Annotated in this window: 21 protein-coding genes and 1 pseudogene; 13 read left to right on the top strand and 9 right to left on the bottom strand. The window is 72.8% G+C overall.

What is annotated here, in order from left to right; all coding sequences use genetic code 11:
• Window positions 1–337 precede the first annotated feature (337 nt).
• Window positions 338–1120 carry an SDR family NAD(P)-dependent oxidoreductase gene (locus ACFPCY_RS20475; protein WP_378257410.1) on the bottom strand — a complete coding sequence of 261 codons (783 nt, stop codon included), beginning with the start codon at window positions 1118–1120 and terminating at the stop codon, window positions 338–340.
• A gap of 86 nt (window positions 1121–1206) precedes the next feature.
• On the opposite strand from ACFPCY_RS20475, the gene ACFPCY_RS20470 reads away from it, so the two are divergent.
• The 3 genes and pseudogenes from ACFPCY_RS20470 to ACFPCY_RS43120 form a co-directional block, all read left to right on the top strand.
• Window positions 1207–2064, top strand: a complete 858-nt coding sequence (locus tag ACFPCY_RS20470; protein ID WP_378257408.1) for a helix-turn-helix transcriptional regulator — start codon at window positions 1207–1209, stop codon at window positions 2062–2064.
• Between the two features lie 309 nt (window positions 2065–2373).
• Complete coding sequence (gene dmpI, locus ACFPCY_RS20465) at window positions 2374–2556, top strand: 4-oxalocrotonate tautomerase DmpI (RefSeq protein ID WP_378257406.1); 183 nt, start codon at window positions 2374–2376, stop codon at window positions 2554–2556.
• A 90-nt stretch (window positions 2557–2646) separates the two neighbouring features.
• A pseudogene (locus ACFPCY_RS43120) lies at window positions 2647–2744 on the top strand (IS982 family transposase); the annotation flags it as partial.
• Between the two features lie 485 nt (window positions 2745–3229).
• Here ACFPCY_RS43120 and ACFPCY_RS20460 read toward each other — a convergent pair.
• The 3 genes from ACFPCY_RS20460 to pdxR all read right to left on the bottom strand — a co-directional run bounded on the left by ACFPCY_RS20460 (window position 3230) and on the right by pdxR (window position 6558).
• Window positions 3230–4018, bottom strand: a complete 789-nt coding sequence (locus ACFPCY_RS20460) for an alpha/beta fold hydrolase (RefSeq protein ID WP_378257404.1) — start codon at window positions 4016–4018, stop codon at window positions 3230–3232.
• 5 nt (window positions 4019–4023) lie between these two features.
• Entirely contained in the window at window positions 4024–4884 is an 861-nt protein-coding gene (locus tag ACFPCY_RS20455; protein WP_378257403.1) for a helix-turn-helix domain-containing protein, read from the bottom strand.
• Window positions 4885–5151: 267 nt separating this feature from the next.
• Complete coding sequence (gene pdxR, locus ACFPCY_RS20450) at window positions 5152–6558, bottom strand: MocR-like pyridoxine biosynthesis transcription factor PdxR (RefSeq protein WP_378257401.1); 1407 nt, start codon at window positions 6556–6558, stop codon at window positions 5152–5154.
• A gap of 86 nt (window positions 6559–6644) precedes the next feature.
• On the opposite strand from pdxR, the gene ACFPCY_RS20445 reads away from it, so the two are divergent.
• Window positions 6645–7394 (top strand): metallophosphoesterase, encoded by a 750-nt coding sequence (locus ACFPCY_RS20445; RefSeq protein ID WP_378257527.1) that lies wholly within the window; start codon window positions 6645–6647, stop codon window positions 7392–7394.
• Between the two features lie 64 nt (window positions 7395–7458).
• Here ACFPCY_RS20445 and ACFPCY_RS20440 read toward each other — a convergent pair whose 3' ends face one another.
• The 3 genes from ACFPCY_RS20440 to ACFPCY_RS20430 form a co-directional block, all read right to left on the bottom strand.
• Window positions 7459–8550 carry a Ppx/GppA phosphatase family protein gene (locus ACFPCY_RS20440; protein ID WP_378257400.1) on the bottom strand — a complete coding sequence of 364 codons (1092 nt, stop codon included), beginning with the start codon at window positions 8548–8550 and terminating at the stop codon, window positions 7459–7461.
• A 77-nt stretch (window positions 8551–8627) separates the two neighbouring features.
• Window positions 8628–9005 (bottom strand): STAS domain-containing protein, encoded by a 378-nt coding sequence (locus tag ACFPCY_RS20435; protein ID WP_378257398.1) that lies wholly within the window; start codon window positions 9003–9005, stop codon window positions 8628–8630.
• A 208-nt stretch (window positions 9006–9213) separates the two neighbouring features.
• Window positions 9214–9381: a hypothetical protein gene (locus ACFPCY_RS20430; protein ID WP_378257397.1), complete on the bottom strand. Its 168-nt coding sequence runs from the start codon at window positions 9379–9381 to the stop codon at window positions 9214–9216.
• Between the two features lie 223 nt (window positions 9382–9604).
• Between ACFPCY_RS20430 and ACFPCY_RS20425 the strand changes: the two genes are divergently transcribed.
• From ACFPCY_RS20425 to ACFPCY_RS20405, 5 genes are all read left to right on the top strand, one after another.
• Complete coding sequence (locus tag ACFPCY_RS20425; protein ID WP_378257396.1) at window positions 9605–10210, top strand: flavodoxin family protein; 606 nt, start codon at window positions 9605–9607, stop codon at window positions 10208–10210.
• A 15-nt stretch (window positions 10211–10225) separates the two neighbouring features.
• Window positions 10226–11407, top strand: coding sequence for a zinc-dependent alcohol dehydrogenase (locus ACFPCY_RS20420; RefSeq protein WP_378257395.1), 1182 nt, complete (start codon window positions 10226–10228; stop codon window positions 11405–11407).
• Between the two features lie 23 nt (window positions 11408–11430).
• Window positions 11431–11613 carry a hypothetical protein gene (locus ACFPCY_RS20415; protein WP_378257393.1) on the top strand — a complete coding sequence of 61 codons (183 nt, stop codon included), beginning with the start codon at window positions 11431–11433 and terminating at the stop codon, window positions 11611–11613.
• 152 nt (window positions 11614–11765) lie between these two features.
• Window positions 11766–12254 carry a DUF2231 domain-containing protein gene (locus tag ACFPCY_RS20410; protein WP_378257391.1) on the top strand — a complete coding sequence of 163 codons (489 nt, stop codon included), beginning with the start codon at window positions 11766–11768 and terminating at the stop codon, window positions 12252–12254.
• An 83-nt stretch (window positions 12255–12337) separates the two neighbouring features.
• Complete coding sequence (locus ACFPCY_RS20405; protein WP_378257390.1) at window positions 12338–13300, top strand: DUF6924 domain-containing protein; 963 nt, start codon at window positions 12338–12340, stop codon at window positions 13298–13300.
• A 21-nt stretch (window positions 13301–13321) separates the two neighbouring features.
• Here ACFPCY_RS20405 and ACFPCY_RS20400 read toward each other — a convergent pair whose 3' ends face one another.
• Both ACFPCY_RS20400 and ACFPCY_RS20395 read right to left on the bottom strand, forming a co-directional pair.
• Entirely contained in the window at window positions 13322–14146 is an 825-nt protein-coding gene (locus tag ACFPCY_RS20400; RefSeq protein WP_378257389.1) for an SDR family NAD(P)-dependent oxidoreductase, read from the bottom strand.
• A gap of 28 nt (window positions 14147–14174) precedes the next feature.
• Window positions 14175–15422, bottom strand: a complete 1248-nt coding sequence (locus ACFPCY_RS20395) for an MFS transporter (protein ID WP_378257388.1) — start codon at window positions 15420–15422, stop codon at window positions 14175–14177.
• Between the two features lie 84 nt (window positions 15423–15506).
• Here ACFPCY_RS20395 and ACFPCY_RS20390 point away from each other — a divergent pair, with 84 nt between their 5' ends.
• From ACFPCY_RS20390 to ACFPCY_RS20375, 4 genes are all read left to right on the top strand, one after another.
• A complete protein-coding gene (locus ACFPCY_RS20390) occupies window positions 15507–16124 on the top strand; it encodes a TetR/AcrR family transcriptional regulator (protein ID WP_378257387.1) in 618 nt (205 codons plus the stop codon).
• 262 nt (window positions 16125–16386) lie between these two features.
• On the top strand, window positions 16387–16674 hold the full coding sequence (locus ACFPCY_RS20385; RefSeq protein WP_378257386.1) for a hypothetical protein: 288 nt from the start codon (window positions 16387–16389) through the stop codon (window positions 16672–16674).
• A 305-nt stretch (window positions 16675–16979) separates the two neighbouring features.
• Window positions 16980–18119, top strand: coding sequence for an FUSC family protein (locus ACFPCY_RS20380; RefSeq protein WP_378257385.1), 1140 nt, complete (start codon window positions 16980–16982; stop codon window positions 18117–18119).
• A gap of 466 nt (window positions 18120–18585) precedes the next feature.
• A complete protein-coding gene (locus ACFPCY_RS20375; RefSeq protein ID WP_378257384.1) occupies window positions 18586–19746 on the top strand; it encodes a glycoside hydrolase family 5 protein in 1161 nt (386 codons plus the stop codon).
• Window positions 19747–19753 lie beyond the last annotated feature (7 nt).

Raw genomic sequence — 19753 nt, 5'->3', positions numbered from 1 at the left:
CGAGGTGACGATAGAGCTTGACCTGCCCCTCGCGGTGAAGCGGACCAGGTCGTGCCGGGCGTATCCGGCAGTGGTGGCGACCTCGATGAAGCGGGCGGGGCCGCCGAGCTGGTCAGCGAGGTGACCAGGGGCAGGCAGTGGCGGAAAACGGCGACCCAGGAGGTCGCGGCTCCGCGAGCCGGTCCGCGGGCGTCTCTCAGCCGGTTGGCGGTCTGTCCCGGGCTCCGCGAGGCCGGCGAGGCCGGTGTTGATCTTGGGACGTCCGCCGGCGGCTGCTTGGGTGGGCTGGACGGCGCGGGGGCAGGGGCTGGGCGGTGATGTCGCGCGGACGGCGGGTTCAGGCGCCGGCGCCGCCGTCCACCGGCACTATGGCACCGGTGACCATCGAGGCGCGGTCGCTGAGCAGCCATGCGGCCGCCTCGGCGACCTCGCGGGGCTCGGCCATCCGGCCGAGCGGCGTCGCGGCGTTGTTGCGCTCGATGATGCCCGGGGACACCGCCTCCCACTCTTGCATCATCTCCGTCGCGGTGCCGCCGGGGGTGATGCCGTTCACCCGGATGCCCTGCGGGCCCCAGGTCACGGCGGCGGTCTCGGTGATGCTGTTGAGCGCGCGCTTCATCGCGGCGTAGGCGGGCAGGGCGGGGTTGGCGCGGCGGCTGCCGATGCTGGAGGTGTTGACGATCGCCCCGCCGCCGTTGCGGCGCATGAGTGCGGCCTCGGCGGTCATCGCGGTCCAGTGCGCGCGGAAGTTCACCGTGAACTGGGTGTCGATGTCCTCATCGCCGGTGGTGTCCAGCGGGCCGGGCCGCTGGCCCGCCGCGCCGTTGTTGAAGGCGCCGTCGAGTCGTCCGTGCAGTTCCTGGACACGGTCGACAGCGGCGCGGATGCTCGCGCGGTCGGCGAGGTCCAGGGGGACGGCGTCGGCGACGCCGCCGTCGGCGCGGATGCCGGCGACGATCCGGTCGAGGGCCCGGGTGTCGCGGGCGGCGAGGACGACGGCGGCGCCCTCGGCGGCGAACAGCCGGGCCGCGGCCGCGCCGATGCCGCGGCTGGCGCCGGTGATGAACACGATCTTGCCGGCCAGCAGGCCGATGGACGTGGTGTCGTTGTCACTGGTCATGACGCCAGTGTCAGGCCGCTCACCGGTCCGGATGCAGGTACAGGCGGTACCAGGAAGCATCGCCGCGCAGCATGCAGACTCAAGGTATGGACAAGCGAGAACTCGGGGCGTTCCTCCGCAGCCGGCGCGAGCGGCTCCGGCCCGAGGACGTCGGCCTGCCTTCGGGCTCGCGGCGCCGGACACCGGGTCTCCGCCGCGAGGAGGTGGCGGTCCTGGCGCACATCTCCACCGAGTACTACGTCCGGCTCGAACAGGGCAGGGCGCCGCGTCCCTCAGGCGAGGTCCTGGCCGGGATCGCCGGCGCGCTGCGGCTGACCGGCGCCGAGACCGATCACCTCCACGTCCTGGCGGGCACCGCGCCGAGCCGTACCGGGCTGCACCGGCGCGACGTCCGCCCGAGCATCCTGGCGCTCCTGGAGCGGTTGCCGCAGACGGCCGCGTTCGTGATGTCCGCCGCGTTCGAGGTGCTGGCGTGGAACGACCTGGCCGCCGCGCTCATGGAGGACTTCGCTCGGCTCGCCCCGCGGGACCGCAACCTTGCGCGCCGGGCCTTCCTCGGACCGGCGCGCGCCGATCAGCCGCGGTACGAGGTCTCCGACATCGCCGATTTCCGGCACCAGGTCGTCATGGAGCTCCGCACCACCCTCGCCCGCTACCCGGCGGATCCCGCGGTGACCGGGCTCGTCGACGAACTCCGCACCGCCAGCACCGACTTCGCCCGGCTCTGGGAGCGGCACGACGTGCAGGCCGCGCCGACGCTCACCAAGACCTTCCGCCACCCGGTCGTCGGGGAGGTCACCGTCGACTGCGACGCGCTCGCCCTCACCGACCGCGACCAGTACCTCGTCCTCTACAGCGCACCTCCCGGATCGTCCGGCGCCGAGGCTCTGGCCCTGCTGGACGTCCTCGGAGCCGAGTACGTCCAGGCGAACAGGTCACCTTGACCAGGTCGGCCCGTCCCCCGCCGGACGGCGCCGAAGGGCAACTGCACGTGCAACCGAGCCCCTTGTCGAGTTCCGCCTGACGACGGACGCCTGCCCGCGACCAACCAGCAGTCGGCCTCGGCGTACTCTCCCCGCCTTCTGGCAACCGAAAACCAGGCCTCCATCTGGCCTCACATCCGTTGGTTGTCGGTGTCGCCTGTTGGATGTTGGCCGCCCCGCCGCGTCGTGGCTTTCCTAGGTGTCGAACGCGAGACCGGCTCATCCGGCCCCGCGGCAACCAGGGGAACCACCGCCAATCAGGAGGCAGCCATGCCCGCCGTGACCGTTCAGCAGGGCCCCCGCGACATCGAGCTCAAGCGGGAGCTGATCAAGAAGATCACCGATGCGTTCGTCGAGACCTACCGGATCCCGGCCGAGACGGTGATGGTCTTCATCGAGGAGACCCCCGCCGACAGCTTCGGCGTCGGTGGGAAGCTCGCCGCCGACAAGTGACCTCCGCTCGGCCCGATCAGGCCGGCAGCTACGCCGGCGGGCCTGACGGCGGCGCGAACACCGTTGGCGGCATGTTCGCGCCGCTGCCGGCACCGCTGGCTGCGGCTGGCCCCGGCCCGGATCGGGCACCTGTTCCCGCGCCTGCCCTGCCAGTCGGATACAACCGGCACCTGCGTGATGCGGCGCCGCTTTCCCGCGGTCGCGGCGGGCGGCGCCCGTCACCTGAGCACGCCCGGCGCTGCTGCATCGCATTGATCCGCGCATCGGGCTGACCGCCGCCGACTTCGCCGAGCCGGCGGACTAGCGACCAGCTCGCCGGCACGGCGTTGGTGCCGGCGCGGTCGGCGCCCCGCGTTGAACAAGTGCAGCGTCCCCCGCCAGGCCGTGTCTCGGCGTTCCCCGTCTGAGCGTTCCGCGACCCGGCGATCCGACCCGGCACCTGAGCAGTTCGGAAACCGTGACGCTGGCATCAGCCGAGCAGCCGCAGCCAGCTAGTCGGATTCCCGGTCATCGGAGGGACGCTGGGCGCCTTCCGCTTTGCATTCCCGCACAGCAGCTCGTTCAGCATCGGGTACGTCGCGCTGGAGACCTGGTGCTCGTGCTGCTGGTGATCATCAGCTACTGCAAGGACTGCGCCTCGGCCGGTCGCGGCGAGGCTCTCACCGGGTTCTGCTCAGGCACGCGTCCGGCTACCAGCGGGTTGGTGGACGAATTCCAGGAGCAGGGCGCAGAAGGCGGCGGGTTGTTCCAGGGGCGCCAGGTGTCCTGCGCCGGGCAGGACCACGGGCTCGTCGGCGTTCAGGTCGCGGGCCAGCGTCCGGCCACCCTGGAAGAAGTCGGGCATGTCGTGCTCGCCGACGCCGACGAGGGCGGGAAGGTCGAGGCGGCGCAGGGCCGCTGCGTCGTGGCCGAGCGGGTCCGGCGCTTGCGACGGTTCGCCGTGGGCGCGTTGGGCGCTGAGTTGGCGGTGGAGCATGCGGGCCGCGTGCGCGCGTACCTGGCCGGACGCGTCGGGCGAGGTCCACGCGCGGACACCGGCGGCCACCGCGGCCTCCAGGTCGTCGGCGGCGAGCGCCGCGCGTTCGGCTTCCCAGGCCGCCTGCAGGTGGGGGGAGGCCGGCTGGTCGTGGGGCCGGTACCCGATCAGCACCAGGCCCTCGATCCGTTCGGGTGCGGTGACGGCGGTCTGGAGCGCCACCAGGGCACCGAGGGAGTTGCCGGCCAGGACGGCGCGTTCGGCGCCGAGGTGGTCCAGGGTGTCGAGCACGTCGGACCAGGGGGCCACGTGGTGGAGGCCGGGCCCGGCCGCGTCGCCGTGGCCGGGCAGGTCCAGGGCGATGGCCCGCACGCCGGCCGCGGCGAGGAGCGGCAGATGCGCGTCCCACATGGTGCGGTCGGTAGGACGGGCGTGCAGCAGGACGACGGGAAGTCCCCGGCCTGCCTCGGTGGAAGGGAGCAGCATGGCGCTCATCCGTTCTGTTCGTCGGTGTCGTCCGGTTCCGGGACGCCGGTGGGCTGCTCGGCCAGTGCGCGCAGCTTCGCCAGGGCCTGTTCGCTGCCACCGCCCGGAGCGGCGGTGTAGACCGACAGGTGCTGGCCCGGGGCGCTGGTGATGGCCAGCGCCTCAAAGTGCAGGCGCAGCTCCCCCACCTGCGGGTGTCGGAAGCGCTTGTCCTCGTGCGTGCGCGGACGGACCTCGTAGCGCGCCCACATCCCGGCGAATCCGGGGCTGCGGACGCTCACCTCGCCGACGACCCGCTCAATCCGCTCGTCCTGCGGGAAATGCGACGAGGACGCCCGCAGGTTGCCGACCGCGGTCCGCGCGGCGGTGTCCCAGTCGAGGTAGAACTCGCGCGCGTGGGGATCCAGGAAGATCATCCGCAGGAGGTTGTCGTACCGGTCGAACCCCCGGTACAGCTCGCGCGCCATCGCGTTGGCCGCCAGGACGTCCTGGGCCGCGCCGACGATGAAGGCCGGCACGTCCCGCAGGCCGTCCATCAGCCGCAGCAGCTCCGGGGCGACGGTCGCCGTGGCGGTGGCCGCGGCCGGAAAGACCGGCAGGCCGAGCCGGAACAGGTGGGCGGCCGCGGCGCCGTCCAGCCGCAGGGCGCCGGCGATCGCCCGCAGCACCTGCTCGGACGGGTGCCGCTCGCGGCCCTGCTCCAGCCGGATGTAGTAGTCGGTGCTCACCCCGGCCAGCAGCGCCACCTCGTCGCGCCGCAGCCCCGGCACCCGCCGAGACCCGTCGTCGGGCAGCCCGACGTCGGCCGGCGCGGTCGCCGCGCGGCGCGCTCGCAGGTAGTCACCGAGCCTGTTCTCCGTGTTCACGGCAGTCACGCTAGCCGCAGCCGCGTCCCGGGGCGTGGGTGCGCCGCACCCACCCGGACCGCGCCGGGGTACCGGCGTCCGCGCAGGTCGGTGCCGGAGCGAGAACCGGAGGGGTCAGGGGTGTTCCAGGATGGCGACCTGGCGTTCGCGCGAGGTGAGGGCGGCCAACGGGCCGGAAGCGGCGTCGTCGGCGAGGGGCCGTGGCCGAACGGCTCGGGGCGGCGACCACGGTCAGGTCGCGCAGTTCTGGACAGCTTCGCGGGGCTGTCAGCGCGGGGGGCTGTCAGGGGTGAAGGCGGTGAGTAGGGCTGTGAGGGCGGGGAGGTAGGCGGATTCGGAGGGGGCGGCGAAGCCGATCAGGAGGCCTTGGGGGCGGTCGCGGGGGGCGTGGTGGAGTTCGGCCAGGCCGCGGACGGCGACTCCGTGCGCCGCGCAGCGGGCCAGGGCTTCGGGTTCGGACGGGCCGTCGTCCGGGAGAAGGAGCAGGCTGTGCAGGCCGGCGGGCACGCCCTGGACGGTGAGGCCGGTGACGGCGGCGACGCGGTCGAGGAGGACGGCGCGGCGGCGGCGGTAGCGGAGACGTGCGGCGCGGATGTGGCGGTCGTAGGTGTGGCGCGTGATGAGGTCGGCCAGGACCAGTTGGCTGAGGGTCTCCGTGTACAGGTCGGCGTCCTGCTTGGCGCGCACCACGTCGGGGACGAGGTGGCGGGGTAGGACCATCCAGGCCAGGCGGAGCGCCGGGCCGAGCGTCTTGGACGCCGTTCCGCAGTAGACGACGTGGTCCGGGGCGATGCCCTGGAGGGCTCCGACGGGTTGGCGGTCGTAGCGGAACTCGCCGTCGTAGTCGTCCTCGACGATGACGCCGCCAGTGGCCCGTGCCCATGCGCACACGGCTTGGCGGCGGGCGGGGTGGAGCGGCACACCGGTCGGGTACTGGTGCGAGGGCGTGAGGAAGACGGCGCCGGCGTCCGGGGGGATCAGGTCGATGCGGGCGCCTTCGGGATCGACCGTTAGCGGTGTAGTGGTGATTCCGCTGCGTTGGACGGCCTGGCGGAAGATGTTGTGGCCGGGGTCCTCGACGGCGGCGAGTGCCGTTCCGGCGCTGGCGAGGACGCCGCTGAGCAGGCGCACTCCCTGGTAGTAGCCGGAGGTGATCACGATCCGGTCGGGGGTGGCGACGACGCCGCGGGTGCGGCCCAGGTAGTCGGCGAGCGCCTGCCGCAGTTCGATCCGTCCCTGCGGGTCACCGGCCGCGAAGACCTCCGGACGGGCGCCTGTCAGCACGCGGCGCGTCGCGGCGAGCCAGGCAGTGGTGGGGAAAGCGCTGAGGTCGGGGCGTCCCGGCCGCAGGTCGTGGCGAGGAGGCGGCGGGTGAGGCGAGGGTGGTTCCGCCTCCGGCGTCCGCGACGGGAGACCGGCCACAGTGGTGCCCGCCCCCGGACGCGTGGTCAGGAACCCTTCCTCGGCCAGCTGGTCGTAGGCGGCCGTGACCGTCCCCCGGGACAGACCGAGGTCCCGCGCCAGGCCCCGGGTGGACGGCAGGAGGGTTCCGGCGGGCAGGCGGCCGTCCTGGATCGCGGCGCGCAGGGCCGCCTCCAGGCCCGCCCGCCGTCTTCCGGCGCCCCGCAGGTCGAGATGCAGGTCGAGTCCGGAACTGGACCAGGAAAGCGTCATGGAACTGGATCTTATTTATGGTCCGGTCGGCTCCTAGGCTCGGCATCCCACCGACCGAACCGGGACGAAGGAGCACCGCGTTGATCGTGATCGCCCATGTGAGCGATGTGCACATCGACGGCACCGAGCGCAGCGCCGAGCGCACCCGGGCCGTCATGTCGTACCTCGACGGCCTGCCCTTCGCTCTGGACGCCGTCCTGGTCACCGGGGACATCGCCGACCACGGCCGTCCGGAGGAGTACGAGCTGGCCCGCGATCTGCTGGCCTCGCGGCACCCCGTCATGGTCTGCCCCGGCAACCACGACGACCGCGCCGCCTTCCGGGAGTTCCTGCTGCGCCAGGCGCCGTCCAAGGAGCCGATCAACCAGGTGCGCGATGTCGGCGGCGCCGTGATCGCGCTCTGCGACTCCTCGATACCGGGCGCGGACGACGGGCTGCTGGACGACCAGACCCTCGACTGGCTGACGCACGTGCTCGCGGAGACTCCGCACACGACGCCCGTCCTCGTCGGTTTCCACCATCCGCCGACACTCCTGCACGAACCGTTCGTCGACGGCATCCGCCAGTTCCGCACCGAACGGCTGGCGGCCCTCGCCGAGCGGCACCCGAACCTGGCGGCCTTCCTGTGCGGGCACGCCCACACCGCGGCGGCCACCACCTTCGCCGGACGGCCGCTGCTGGTGGCGCCCGGCGTGGTCTCCACGCTCCGCCTCCCCTGGGAACGGCGCGCCCATCCCGAGGATCACGTCCATCTCGATCAGCCGCCCGCGCTCGCGTTCCACGTCCTGGACGACACGGGACGCCTCACCACCCACTACCGGACCGTCCTCGCCTGACGCCGCCCCGGCCGACCACGCAGGGAGAGGGAGTCCGCATGTCCGGCAACCTGGGGACGGGTGGTCATGCGCCGAGGCGGCGCGGGGAAGCGGCGTGGTCGGGAGGGCGGGGCGGGGGGACGGGGTGGCCGGGGAGCACGAAGGTCGGAGAGGTGGGGGCCGAGGGTGTGAGCGGGCGGATCAGGTCGTCGATGTCGTGGTGACGGCTTCGCGTCGCGCTCAGCTGCTGGAGTCGTCGCAGGGCGATGCCTTCGCGGAGCGCCCAGGGGCACAGCTCGACGTGCCTGAGGTCGAACGCCGTCATGAAGGCTTCGGCGACCATGGCTCCGGCGAGGATCTGGCGGGCGCGGGATTCGGACACGCCCTTCAGCCGGGCGCGCTGGCCGCTCGGCAGCTTGGCCAGCCGCGGGATCTGCTGGCGCAGTCGCTTGCGTTTCAGGACGCGGTGCCCGTCGCGGTTCCGTCCGCCGGTGAGCCTGGCGAGCTGCTTGAAGGTCTTGGACGTGACGACCGCGCGGAAGTCGAGGTGCGGTCCGGCGATGGCGTCGAGGCGTTCCGGGGAGAGCTCAGCGTGCACCCGGTCGGCGAACACGCGCCGGATGTGCTCGGCGAGCCGCTCGATCTGCTCCGGCTCGGGCGGGTCGTCCGGGAGGTGGTCGCGGGTGAGGCGCCCGGCTCCGAGCGGCACCGACAGCGTCGCCGCCGCTTCCAGGCCGTCACCGGCCGCGAGTTCGAGGGATCCGCCGCCGATGTCCGCGAGGAGCAGCGGCCCGGCCGACCTGCCGTACCAGGCGCGGGCCGCCAGGAACGTGAGCCGGGCCTCGTCCCGTCCGGGCAGCGACTCCAGCCGGACGCCGGTGCGGTCGGCGATCCGGGCGACCACGGCGTCCTGGTCGCCGGCGCCGCGGATCGCGGACGTCGCGAACGCCACCATCTCGTCCGCTCCCCGCTCCAGCGCCATCCGCCGGGCCGTTCCGACGGCCCGCGCGAGGCGCTCCACCGCCGCGTCGTCGATGCGGCCGCCGGGCCCCGTCCGTTCGGCCAGCCGCGTCGGGTGCTTGGCGGAGTCGACGTCCCGGATCGCCCCGTCGTCGCCCAGGTCGACGATCTTCAGATGTGCGGAGTTCGATCCCACGTCCAGAATCGCGATTCGCATGACCACGCTGTGCCCGCGTCCGAGGGATCAATTCCTTTCCCGCCGTGGGCCGGGCCCCCGCCATTCCGGCAGGCCGGCTAACGTCCTTCCGCCGCGCCCTGGTACTCGCGCGCCCGGGACTCCGCGGGCAACGCCTCCTCCATACTTCCGCGAATGTCGAACCGCTGGACCAGGCCGGTGATGGTGAACACCGACATGACGTTCGGCCGCGGCGCGACCAGCGTGAAACGGCCGCCGCACGCGTTCGCCCGCTTGTATCCGTCTATCAGGGCGCCCAGGCCGGACGAGTCGATGAACCCCAGCTCGGTGAGGTCGACGACCACGATGTCGCTGCGCTGGAACGCGGCCCGGACCTGGTCGGTCAGCTGCCCCACGCCCGCGAGATCCAGCTCCCCGCGCAACTCGATGACGACGCATCCGCGCCGCGGCCGGACGATGATTTCCAAGGACTGCATAACGCCACACTCTCCCGGGGGGCGGCACCTTTTCGCCGCTCTCTCACGTGTACTCCGTCGCCTTCTTATTCCCCGCCAGGGTCGATGAACCGTCTTCCGGGAGATGCCGCCGCGTCGTCCGGCCGCCGGGCGGCGATACCGCGCGCCGGAGGCCCCACGCCGACCGGACCAACGGGCCGACGCGCGCGCCCTCGACCCGGCGCCGGGGTCATGGACGGTGGCGCCACGCGCGCCGGGGAAGTTCGCGCGGCGGCGGGCCCTCGTCCCGCACGAGCCGCTCGAACAGCGCGTACCGCGCGACCAACTCGGGATTCTCCCGCGTCAGCCGGCTCTTGATCTCGGCCAGGACCTGCTCCTCGCGGTGGGAGGTGGACACCGCTGACCTCCTTTGCACGGGTGGTGGATGACTTTGCACGGGTGGTGGATGACCGTATTCCCACCGAGGACGGCTCCATGCCGGATCGTCCGGCGGGACGACCGATCGGCCCGCGCGACGGCCGCGGGCGCGCGCCCGTCCGGCGCGCGGGGGGCGGCGTGCCTGTTTGGCGTGTGACGCGCGGGTAGGGACCCGGTTCCGCCACCCAACGAAGGGGGACACGGTGCGCGGTCTACTGATCAATTGCACGCTGAAACGGTCGCCCGAATCGTCCAATACCGAGGCGCTGGCCTCGATCGTGGTCGAGGAGCTGCGCAAGCGCCAGGTGGAGGTGGACGAGATCCGCGCGGTCGATCTCGACATCCCGCCGGGGGTGAAGACGGAGATGGGGCCCGGCGATCCGTGGCCCGAGGTGCACCGCAAGCTGCTGGACTCGCAGATCCTCGTGCTGGCGTCGCCGACGTGGGCCGGACGGCCGTCGTCGGTCGCGCAGCGGGTCATCGAGCGGATGGACGCCATGCTGTCCGAGACCGACGACGAGGGCCGCCCGGTCTGCTTCAACCGCGTCGCGGGCATCGTGGTCACCGGCAACGAGGACGGCGCCCACCACGTCATCAGCGAACTGAACGGCGCGCTCGTCGACTTCGGCTACACGGTCCCCGGCCAGTCCTGGACCTACTGGAACAAGGGTCCCGGACCGGGGCCGTCCTACGGCGACACCGAGGACGGGCACGAGTGGTCGGCCTCGACCGGGCGCGCCATGGCGGCGAACCTCGTCGCCGTCGCGCACGCGCTCGCCGAGAACCCCGTCCCGGCGCCGCCGTCCTGAGAGAGGAGAGCTTCGATGAAGGCCGTCACCTGGCACGGCAAGCGGGACGTCCGCGTGGAGGAGGTCCCCGATCCGGCGATCAAGGAGCCGACGGACGCGATCGTCCGCATCACCAGCACCGCCATCTGCGGTTCCGACCTGCACCTCTACGAGGTGCTCGGGCCGTTCCTCGGTGAGGGCGACGTGCTCGGGCACGAGCCGATGGGCGTCGTCGAGGAGGTGGGCGCGGACGTCACCCACATCTCCCCCGGCGACCGCGTCGTGATCCCGTTCAACATCTCCTGCGGGCACTGCGCGATGTGCGACCGGAAACTGTACGCGCAGTGCGAGACCACGCAGGTGCGGGAGCAGGGCACCGGCGGCGCGCTGTTCGGCTACACCAAGCTGTACGGGCAGGTTCCCGGCGGGCAGGCCGAGTACCTGCGCGTCCCGCAGGCGCATTTCGGCCCGATCAAGGTCCCGGAGGGGACGCCGGACGAGCGCTACCTCTACCTGTCCGACGTGCTGCCCACCGCGTGGCAGGCGGTCGACTTCGCCGAAATCCCCGAGGGCGGCAGCGTGACCGTGCTCGGCCTCGGCCCGATCGGGCAGATGTCGGCGCGCATCGCGCGGCACCTCGGCTACCGGGCCATCGGCGTCGACCTCGTCCCCGAACGCCTGGAGATGGCGCGGCGGCACGGCGTCGAGACCGTGGACGGCGCCCGCACCAAGGACGTGCCGGAGGCGATCCGCGACCTGACCGACGGCCGCGGCACCGACTCGGTGATCGACGCGGTCGGCATGGAGGCCCACGGCTCGCCGTTCGGGAAGCTCGCGCAGACGATGGCGGGACTGATGCCCGACCGCGCCGCGGCGCCGCTGATGTCGAAGATGGGCGTCGACCGGCTGGCCGCGCTGAACCTGGCCATCGAGATCGTCCGCCGCGGCGGGACGATCTCCCTCTCCGGCGTCTACGGAGGCATGGCCGATCCGCTGCCGATGCTCCAGATGTTCGACAAGGGCATCACCCTCCGGATGGGCCAGGCCCACGTGAAGCGCTGGATCGACGACCTGCTGCCCCTGGTCGCCGACGACGCCGACCCGCTCGGCGTCGCGGACCTCGCCACCCACCGCCTCCCGCTCGCCGAGGCCCCGCACGGCTACGAGATCTTCCAGAAGAAGCAGGACGGCGCGATCAAGGTCGTCCTGGAACCCTGAAACCGACAGAGGAGATGAGCCGAATGCCGAACCCGCAACAGCCCGAGATCCGGCGCTCCGAGCGGACGGCGGTGACGGAGGACCCGCCCGCCGACCCGAAGAATCCGGTCACCAAGGGGCACGAGCACGGCACTGACAAGGGCGACCGAGGCGGCGGCAAGGGCGGCGGCGTCCCGCCGGACCAGCAGCCGCCGCACCCCGCCTGACCGGCGCCGATACGGGGGCCGACGCGCACGCCGCGCCGGCCCCCGGCCGCGTGCTCTTCCTATGAAGATCCTCTGAGCCCGCCCGGAGAACGGACAGGACGGCCTTCGCGCGGATTGACTGCGGTTCGTCACTCTGAGCGGAAGGACCCGTCATGCCCTCGTCCGTGTGGGGACTGCCCGTCCACCCCCTGGTCGTCCACCTCGTCGTCTTCCTGATCCCGCTGGTCGTCCTGGCCTCCCTCGTCGTCGCGGTGTGGCCGCGGGCGCGCAGGGTCGCGGCCCCGTGGGTCCTCGCCGTGGCCACCCTCGGCGTCCTGTCGGTGCCGCTGGCCACCTCCAGCGGCGAGCGCCTGGAGCACCAGGTCCCCCACTCCGCCCTCGTCGAGCGGCACGCCGAATTGGCCGACGGCCTCCTGCCGCTGGTCGCGGGCCTCTGGCTGGCCTTGGCGATCATGGTGGCGGTCGCCTGGCACGTCCGCCGCCGGCCCACCGCCCCGCGCTGGGCCGCCGCGGTCACCGTCATCGCCGCCGTCCTGACCGTCGGCACCTCCGCAGCCGCCGGCGTCCAGGTCGTCCGCATCGGCCACAGCGGAGCCAAGGCGGTCTGGCACAACGTCGACGCCCATTCCCGCCCCCGCTGACCGCCGCCCGCCCCGGGAATGTCCTACCTCGGGACCAGCATGGTGTCGAAGACCGACGAGCCGTCCGTTCTTGAGGAGGGACCATGCCTTTCGCCGAGCTTCCGCGGCCCGCCCCGGGCGAGGTGCTGCTGGTGAGCACGTGCTACGAGCACGGGAAGGCGTCGTGGGGCGGACTGCTCGGCGAGATCGGAGGCCGCCGCGACGGCGACGTGGTGCCGCTGGAGGACGGCCGGGTGCGGCTCCGGCTCGTGGGGGGCCGCGAATGGGACTACATGCACGGCGGAAACGTCCCGGCACTCGTCCCTGAAGGTGCGTCGATGCAGGTCGCCGTGCTCGCAGACATTCCGGTGGTCCACGGCGGGGACGGCCCGCTGCTGGTGGACCTGGCGTCGGTACCCGGACGCGGCGTCCGGGTCCCGCCGGCTCGGCTCGGCGAGATCCTGCTCGACCTCCGGGACGGCCCGCTCACGTTCGACGACCTGGTGCGGGGCATGGACCTGCGCGGGATGTACGAGGGAGACGCCGGCGAACCCGAGTTCCCCGTCCCGGCCACGGCGCCTCCGAAGCGGGACTTCCCGTCGTTGCCTGCCACCGAGGTCTCCGTGCTCGTGCGTACCTGTTTCGATGACGAGGACGGTTGGCGCGGTCTGCTCACCGCACTCGGCGGGGTCGACGCGGACGGCTGGGTGGGCACCGATCTGGACCTCGACGAGATCGATGTCGAGAACTATCCGCTGACGGCGGTGGTCGTCGACGACCGCGCGTTCGAGGACCTCCAGCCCGGCCAGGTGCCCGCGCTCGTCCCGGCCCGCGAGCACACGACCCTGGTCGCGCTGGCGGACGCCCGAACGTTCGCCGAGCCGGGGCGTCCGCTGACGGTCGTCGATCTCTACGACGCGCCGGGCAACGTCGCCGTCCTGCCCGCCCGCAAGGTCGGCTCCCTCGCGTGCAACCTGGACCTCGCCAACATGGACTTCTTCGAGTTCGTCCTGGAGAAGGGCGCTCATCCGTGGTGGGACGACCGGCCGTCCGGCGACGGAGGCTGACCCGCTCTCCGGACGCGTCGCTCACCGCGTCGGGAACGGGACGCCGGTCAGCTCTTCGCTCAGTTCCAGCAGGCGCTTGCGGGCGGTGGCGTCGTAGGCCTGGGCGTGGGCGCGGGCCTGGCGCGTCCGGTTGAAGTACGCGCTGGTGACCTCGGCGCCGATCGGGTCGGCGACCAGGCGCGCGGTGCTCTCCAGGCCCTCCTCCAGGGTGCTCTGCACCGAGAAGAGACGCGTGACGATCTTGGTGGGCATGTAGGACGCCGGGTGCAGCGCGTTGACGGTGACGCCGGAGCCGCGCAGCAGCTCGGCGTGCTCGAAGGTGAGCATGATCTGGGCGAGCTTGGCCTGGCAGTACGCCTGGACGCCGTCCCAGCCGCGGGTGAGCAGCACGTCGTCGAAGTCGAGCGGCGCCTGCCCGGCCGAGCTGACGTTGACGATCCGCGCGGGCGCCGAACGGGCGAGCAGCGGGGTGAGCAGGGCGCTGAGCACGTAGGTCGCCAGGTAGTCGACCTGGAAGGTGAGTTCCAGGCCGTCCTCGCTGTCCCGGCGGGCGAGCTCGACGCCCATCCCGGCGTTGTTGACCAGGACGTCGAGGCGGTCGCGGCGCGCGACGCGTTCGCCCAGGGCGCGGATCTCGGCGAGGGAGGAGAAGTCGGCGCGCTCGAAGGTGAGGCGGTCGTTGCCGGTCTCCTCGCGCAGTTCGGTGAGGAGCGCGTCGCCCTTGGCCTGGTCGCGTCCGTGCAGGATGAGGGTCGCGCCGCGCGCGGCGAGGTTCACGGCCAGGGCGCGGCCGAGGCCGTCGGTCGCGCCGGTGATGAGGATCGTCTGTTCTGACAGCGGTGCCATGGAAGGTCTCCTTGAGCCGGGAGGACGGTTACTTGGCCGCCGGTGCGAGCGGCGCATCGACGGCGGGTTCGGACGGGCGGCCCGACGCGGCGTGCGCGGCGGCGGCGAGCGCGAGGGGGGCGAACGCGAGCGCGGACAGCCAGCAGGCGCCCAGGTCGGGCAGCAGCGCGCTGCCGAGCAGGCTGCCGAGGCTCATGCCCAGGTAGAGGGCGGACGCGTTGAGCGCGAGCAGGATGCCGCGCTGCGCGGGCAGCAGCTCGACCAGCCGGGCCTGCTGCGGCGACACGAACGACGCGCTGAAGAACGCCCAGAAGGCGAACAGCGCGATCCCGGCGGCGGGCGCGTCCGGGACGGCGGTCAGCGCGGCGAACGTGACCGCGAGCCCGGCGAGCGTGACGGCGATGGTCCGCGCACCGCCGAGCCGCTCGAACATCCGGGCCCCGGCGCTGTTGCCGACCATCCCGACGGCGCCGAACACGAACAGCACGACCGAGACCATGCCCTGGGACGCGCCGAACCGCGCGGCCAGGTACGCCCCGGCGACGCCGTACACGGTGAACTGCGAGGCGAGCACCAGCAGCGTGGTCGCCACCATCGGCAGCGCGCCGGGGACGCGCAGCACCTCGCGGAACACGCGGGCGGACGGCGCGGGCCCCGCCTCGACCGGCGGGAGCAGCCAGGCCAGCAGCGCCGTGGCGGCGGCGGTCAGGGCGACCACGCCCGCCATCGCCCAGCGCCAGCCGACCGCGTCCCCGACCGACGCGGCGACCGGGACGCCGAGGACGGTCGCGGCGGTCATCCCGGCGAAGACCGTGGCGAGCGCGCGCGGCCGCCGCTCGGGCGGGACGATCAGCGATCCGGCGGCCGACGCCGCGGGCCCGAAGATCGCGGCGCCGAGCCCGGCGACCACGCGGGCCCCGGTCAGCACGCCGAAGCTCGGCGCGACCGCCCCGGCGATCCCGCCGGCGATCATCAGCGCGAGGCCGAGCAGCAGCACCCGCTTGCGGCACATGCGGCCGAGCGCGACCGCGGCCACCGGCGCGGCGATCGCGAAGACCAGGGCGAACACGGTGACCAGCGTGCCGACCGTCGCGTCCCGGACGTGCAGGTCGGCCCCGATCGGGGCGCTGAGGCCGATGACGGCGAGCGACGCGGTGCCGAGGCTGAAGTATCCGAGCGCCAAGGCCAGCAGCGCGGGAGTCGGGGAGCCGGTCGAGGAGCGGGAGGGGAGTTCGGGCGAGGAGTGGGACGAGGGGCTGATCGGGACGTTCCGCACGACGCGCCTCCTAGTTCAAATACGGAGCGGTGCGTATTGGAATTACACTACGCACCGTCTCGGATGTCAACTAGGGTCGGGGCCATGACGGGACGACCGCGCGACCCCGCCGTCGACGACGCGATCCGCCGCGCAGCCCTGGAACTGGTCGGCGAGCACGGCTACCGGGGCGTGAGCATGGAGGCCATCGCCGCCCGCAGCGGCGTGTCCAAGCAGGCGATCTACCGCCGCCACGCGAGCAAGGGCGAGGTCATGCTGGACGCCCAGGCCGCCTTCGCCCGCACGCGGCTGCCCACCCCCGACACCGGCGACCTGCGCGAGGACCTGCTCGCCCTGCTGGAGGAGACCTTCTCGGGCCAGCGCGGCGTCAACGGGGCGCTCAACCGCGCCCTCGCCGCCGAGGCCCTCCAGGACGACGCCTTCTCCGAGCTGCTGAACGAGCGGCTGATCCGGCAGCGGCGCGACGCCGTCCGGCTGATCCTCGCGCGGGCCCGCGAGCGCGGCGAGGTGGCGCACCCCAGCGACGATCTCCTCATCGACCTGGTCTTCGGCCCGATGTGGTACGCCCTGCTCCTGGATCCGGGAAAGCTCACCGCCGAGTACGCCGCCACGCTGACCGACGCGGTGCTGGCCGTCGCGCGGAGCCATGGCCGCCCGGAATCCAGGACGAATTCCCCGACATCCGGAAATACCGCCGGGTGACACAGGGCGCCGAAACAGAGAATGCCGTCCTACCCGCGATACACCCAGACATGCCCGCACGCCCCGCCAAGGCCGAACGAATTGCCGCACATGATCTTGCCATCGGCCGCGGAGGCGGGTCAAGGGCGTTCAGGCCGTTCGCAAAATGCCGTCCAAAATCCTTTCGACGCCGGGATCCGGCCCGAAATAATTACTGTTGTGTGCGCTATCTTCTGAATCTGTGTTCCAAGGACCTGCCCGTGGAACTCCAGAGAGGAAGAACATGCTCAAGCGATTTGCGGCCGCCGGCCTTCTGTCCGTCACGGCCGCGGGCGTGGCGATGAGCGCCGCCCCGGCGATGGCCGACATCGACACCGACAACACCCATAACATCCAGATCGTCGGCGTCCAGACCTGCCGCGGTCTGGACATCGCCGGCATCGGCGCCGCCATCCACAACATCCTCGGCATCACCGACGAGTCCGGCGACTGCGTCAACGGCTCCACCAGCGTGCACGAGCACCCGACGGACGGCCACCACCCGGACCACAACCTTCCGTCCACCGGGTGACCCGCGCGGCGCGATGACCGCCCGCCCCTTCGCCGAGCCCTCGGCGCAAGGCGAATTCGAAGCCCATGGCGCTCGTCATGGGCTTCGAATTTGCCCCGACGTGATCAACCCATTGCCGTGACGCGGAGCGGGCGAGTGGAAATGCGGCGCTCCGGACGAGGTTCCGGACGGGCGACTCCCGAAGCCCGGGCAGGTCGGCGCTTCGATGACGGCGCGGCCACCGAACGTGCCGGACAATGGCCTCGGGCGAACGGGGCGGGGAAGGATTTCGAGGTGGTCCAGGGGGTTTTCCGGGGGGCCCGCTGATGGGGCGGTCGCCGCAGGTCTGGGGGCGGCGGCTGTTCGACCTCGGGACGCTGCGGTTCTCGGCGATGGTCGAGGGCGTGTGGCCGGTGCTCCAGCAGACGGCGGCGGTCTCGGCGTCGTGGCTGATCGCGGCGCGCTGGGCCGGGCACCCGCAGCCGGTGTTCGCGCCGATCGCCACCGCCGTCGCGCTCAACGCGCGGCGCGGGGACCGGGGGACCAACGCGATCCGGCTGCTGGTCGGCGTCGCCGTCGGCCTGCTCACCGCGGAGGCGAGCCAGTGGGCCTGGGGCGCGCCGAAGCACCTGCTCGCCGTCCTCGCCACGGCGGTGTTCGTGTCCCTGATGGTCGCGCGGGCGCTGACGTCCCAGCGGATCGTGATGGCGCAGGCGGCGGCGAGCGCGGTGATCGCCGTCGTGACCGGGGCGCCGCACGCGGGCCTGAACCGGATGGTCGACGCGGCGATCGGAGTGGCCGTCGCGCTCCTGGTCAGCCAGTTGCTGCTGCCGGCCGAGCCGCTCTCCACGCTGCGCCGGGTCGAGCAGGAGGCGATCGGGCGCCTGGCGGACACCGTCCGGCTGGTCGCGGACGCGATCGACCGGAGCGACGAGACGCGCACCAGGCGGGCGCTGGCGGAGATGGAGGAGGCGGTCGCCCGGCTGGCCGACCTCACCGACGTCCGCGGGTCGAGCACGCGCGCGGCCAAGCGGTCGCTCCAGCACCGCAGGCGCCTCGCCGCCGTCCGGCGGGAGGTGCGGCACGCGCACCGCCTGCAGCTCCTCAGCCTGAGCTGCCTCTCGCTGGTGCGGACGGTCCTGATCCCCCCGGCGGAGGACCGGCCGGTCGCGCACGCGGTGCCGCGCCGCCTCCAGGAGGTCCTGACCACCCTCGCCGCGCTCGACGGGACGGCCGAGCGGCGCGCCGCCGAGCAGGTGCTCGACCTCGTCCGGGCCACGGCCGTCGCCACCCGCCGGCGACCCCGGACCCTGGACGCGATCGGCGCGACCCTGCGCCTCACGGCCGTCGATGTGCTGATCTTCGCCGGACGCGACCAGACCGACGCGGACCGGATCGTCCGGGAGGCCTGGGAGCGGGCCACCGCTGAACCGGACGAGCCGGGAGACGCCGCGCCGGAAGGCTGATCGCGCGCCCTGTTCGTTGTCGACGAGTGCCTGGCCTCGTGCATGGGGCCGTCTGAGGCGGGCCGCGTCGGCCGGCCCGTGGACGTTCGTCCCGGACGGCACGGAAGTTGCCGGTGAGGCAAGGTGGCCGGTGTGGCGGACGAGACGGACCAGGTCATGGACACGGTCGGGCCCCGGCTGCGGGCCCTGCGCAGGCAGCGCGAGCTGACCCTGGCCGACGTGCCGGCGGCGACCGGGACGTGTCGGCCGACGGCCACCCCGTCGAGACGCTCGTCCTGTTCGGTCCGCAGGGCGAACGCGCCCACGTCCGCGCCCGGCCCGCGCGGGAGGGCGCCTCCTGACCGGCGTCGGCGCTCCCCGGGCGGCAACGGTCGGGTAACGATGCGGGCGGGTTCGCGCGAGCGGACGGCGCGGCGCGGATGATCTTCTGCGCCAACCCTGAGATCGCTTGAACGGACGTGGATCCATGCGACGACTCCCCTCGGCGTTGACCCCGGCGTTGACCACCGCGCTCACCACCGCGCTCACCGCCGGGCTCGCCCTCGGCGCCGCGGGCTGCGGCTCCTCCCCCGGCCGCAGCGGCGCTCTCTCCGGTGCCGACTCCCGGTCGAACTCCGACGCGGCGGCGGCGAGCCTCGGCAAGCTGCACTCCACGAGCACGCAGGCGTTCGTGCGCGCCGACGGCAAGGCGGTGCGGCTCGACGGGCCGAACGTGCAGCCCGTCTGGGACGCCTCGTCCCGCGACACCTGGCCCCAGTCGGCGTACACCGCCATCAAGGCCAAGGGCTTCACGAGCGTGCGCTTCGTCCTGTTCTGGGATGACTTCGAGCCGCGCAAGGGCGCCTGGAACGAGACCGCCTTCGCGACCCTGTCCACCGCGCTCGGACGCGCGAAGTCCGTCGGCCTGTACGTCGTGCTCGACTGCGTCCACCTGTACGGGCAGCCGGAGGGCCAGGGCCGCGTGCCCGCGTGGGCCCGCAAGGCCGACGGGATGGGCGCGGTGGCCGCCAACGGCCTGCGCTTCCTGCAGCAGCTCGCCGCCCGGTACGGCTCCAACCCCGCCCTCGCGGCCTACGACCCGGTGAACGAGCCGTACCGGTGGCCGGTGAACCACAGGAGCGTCCTCGCCGACTACACCAAGATCGTGAACGCGATCCGCGCGAAGGACGCGAAGACGAGCATCGCGCTGGAGCCGACCTACGGCGACGCGCGCGTCCCCGTCAGCGCGTTCGCGTCCTTCAAGCCCGCCAAGCGCGCCGACCTGATCTGGTCGGTGCACGACTACTACACCGGCAACGCCGGGGTGGGCTTCGACCGCAACGACATCGGGACGTCCCCCAACGCGTCGGACGGCAGGACCGGGTACAAGCCCGCGGACAAGGCGAACCTCGCCAAGCACCTCCAGGTCCACCTGGACATGGCCAGGAAGGTCAAGCTGCCGGTGTGGATCGGCGAGTTCGGCATCGGCGCGCGTGCCGCCGGACACGACCAGTTCATCAAGGACAAGGTCGCGCTCTACAAGTCCAAGGGTCTCGGCTACGCGTGGTGGGAGTACTCCGACAACGGCACGTTCTCCATGCTGAACTCCAACGGTTCGTGGAAGCCCTGGGCGAGCCTCGCCCGCTGATCCGGAC

This window comes from Actinomadura gamaensis (assembly GCF_042652125.1).
Taxonomy (GTDB): Bacteria; Actinomycetota; Actinomycetes; order Streptosporangiales; family Streptosporangiaceae; genus Spirillospora; species Spirillospora gamaensis.
This window is presented reverse-complemented; position numbering and strand designations above follow the sequence as displayed.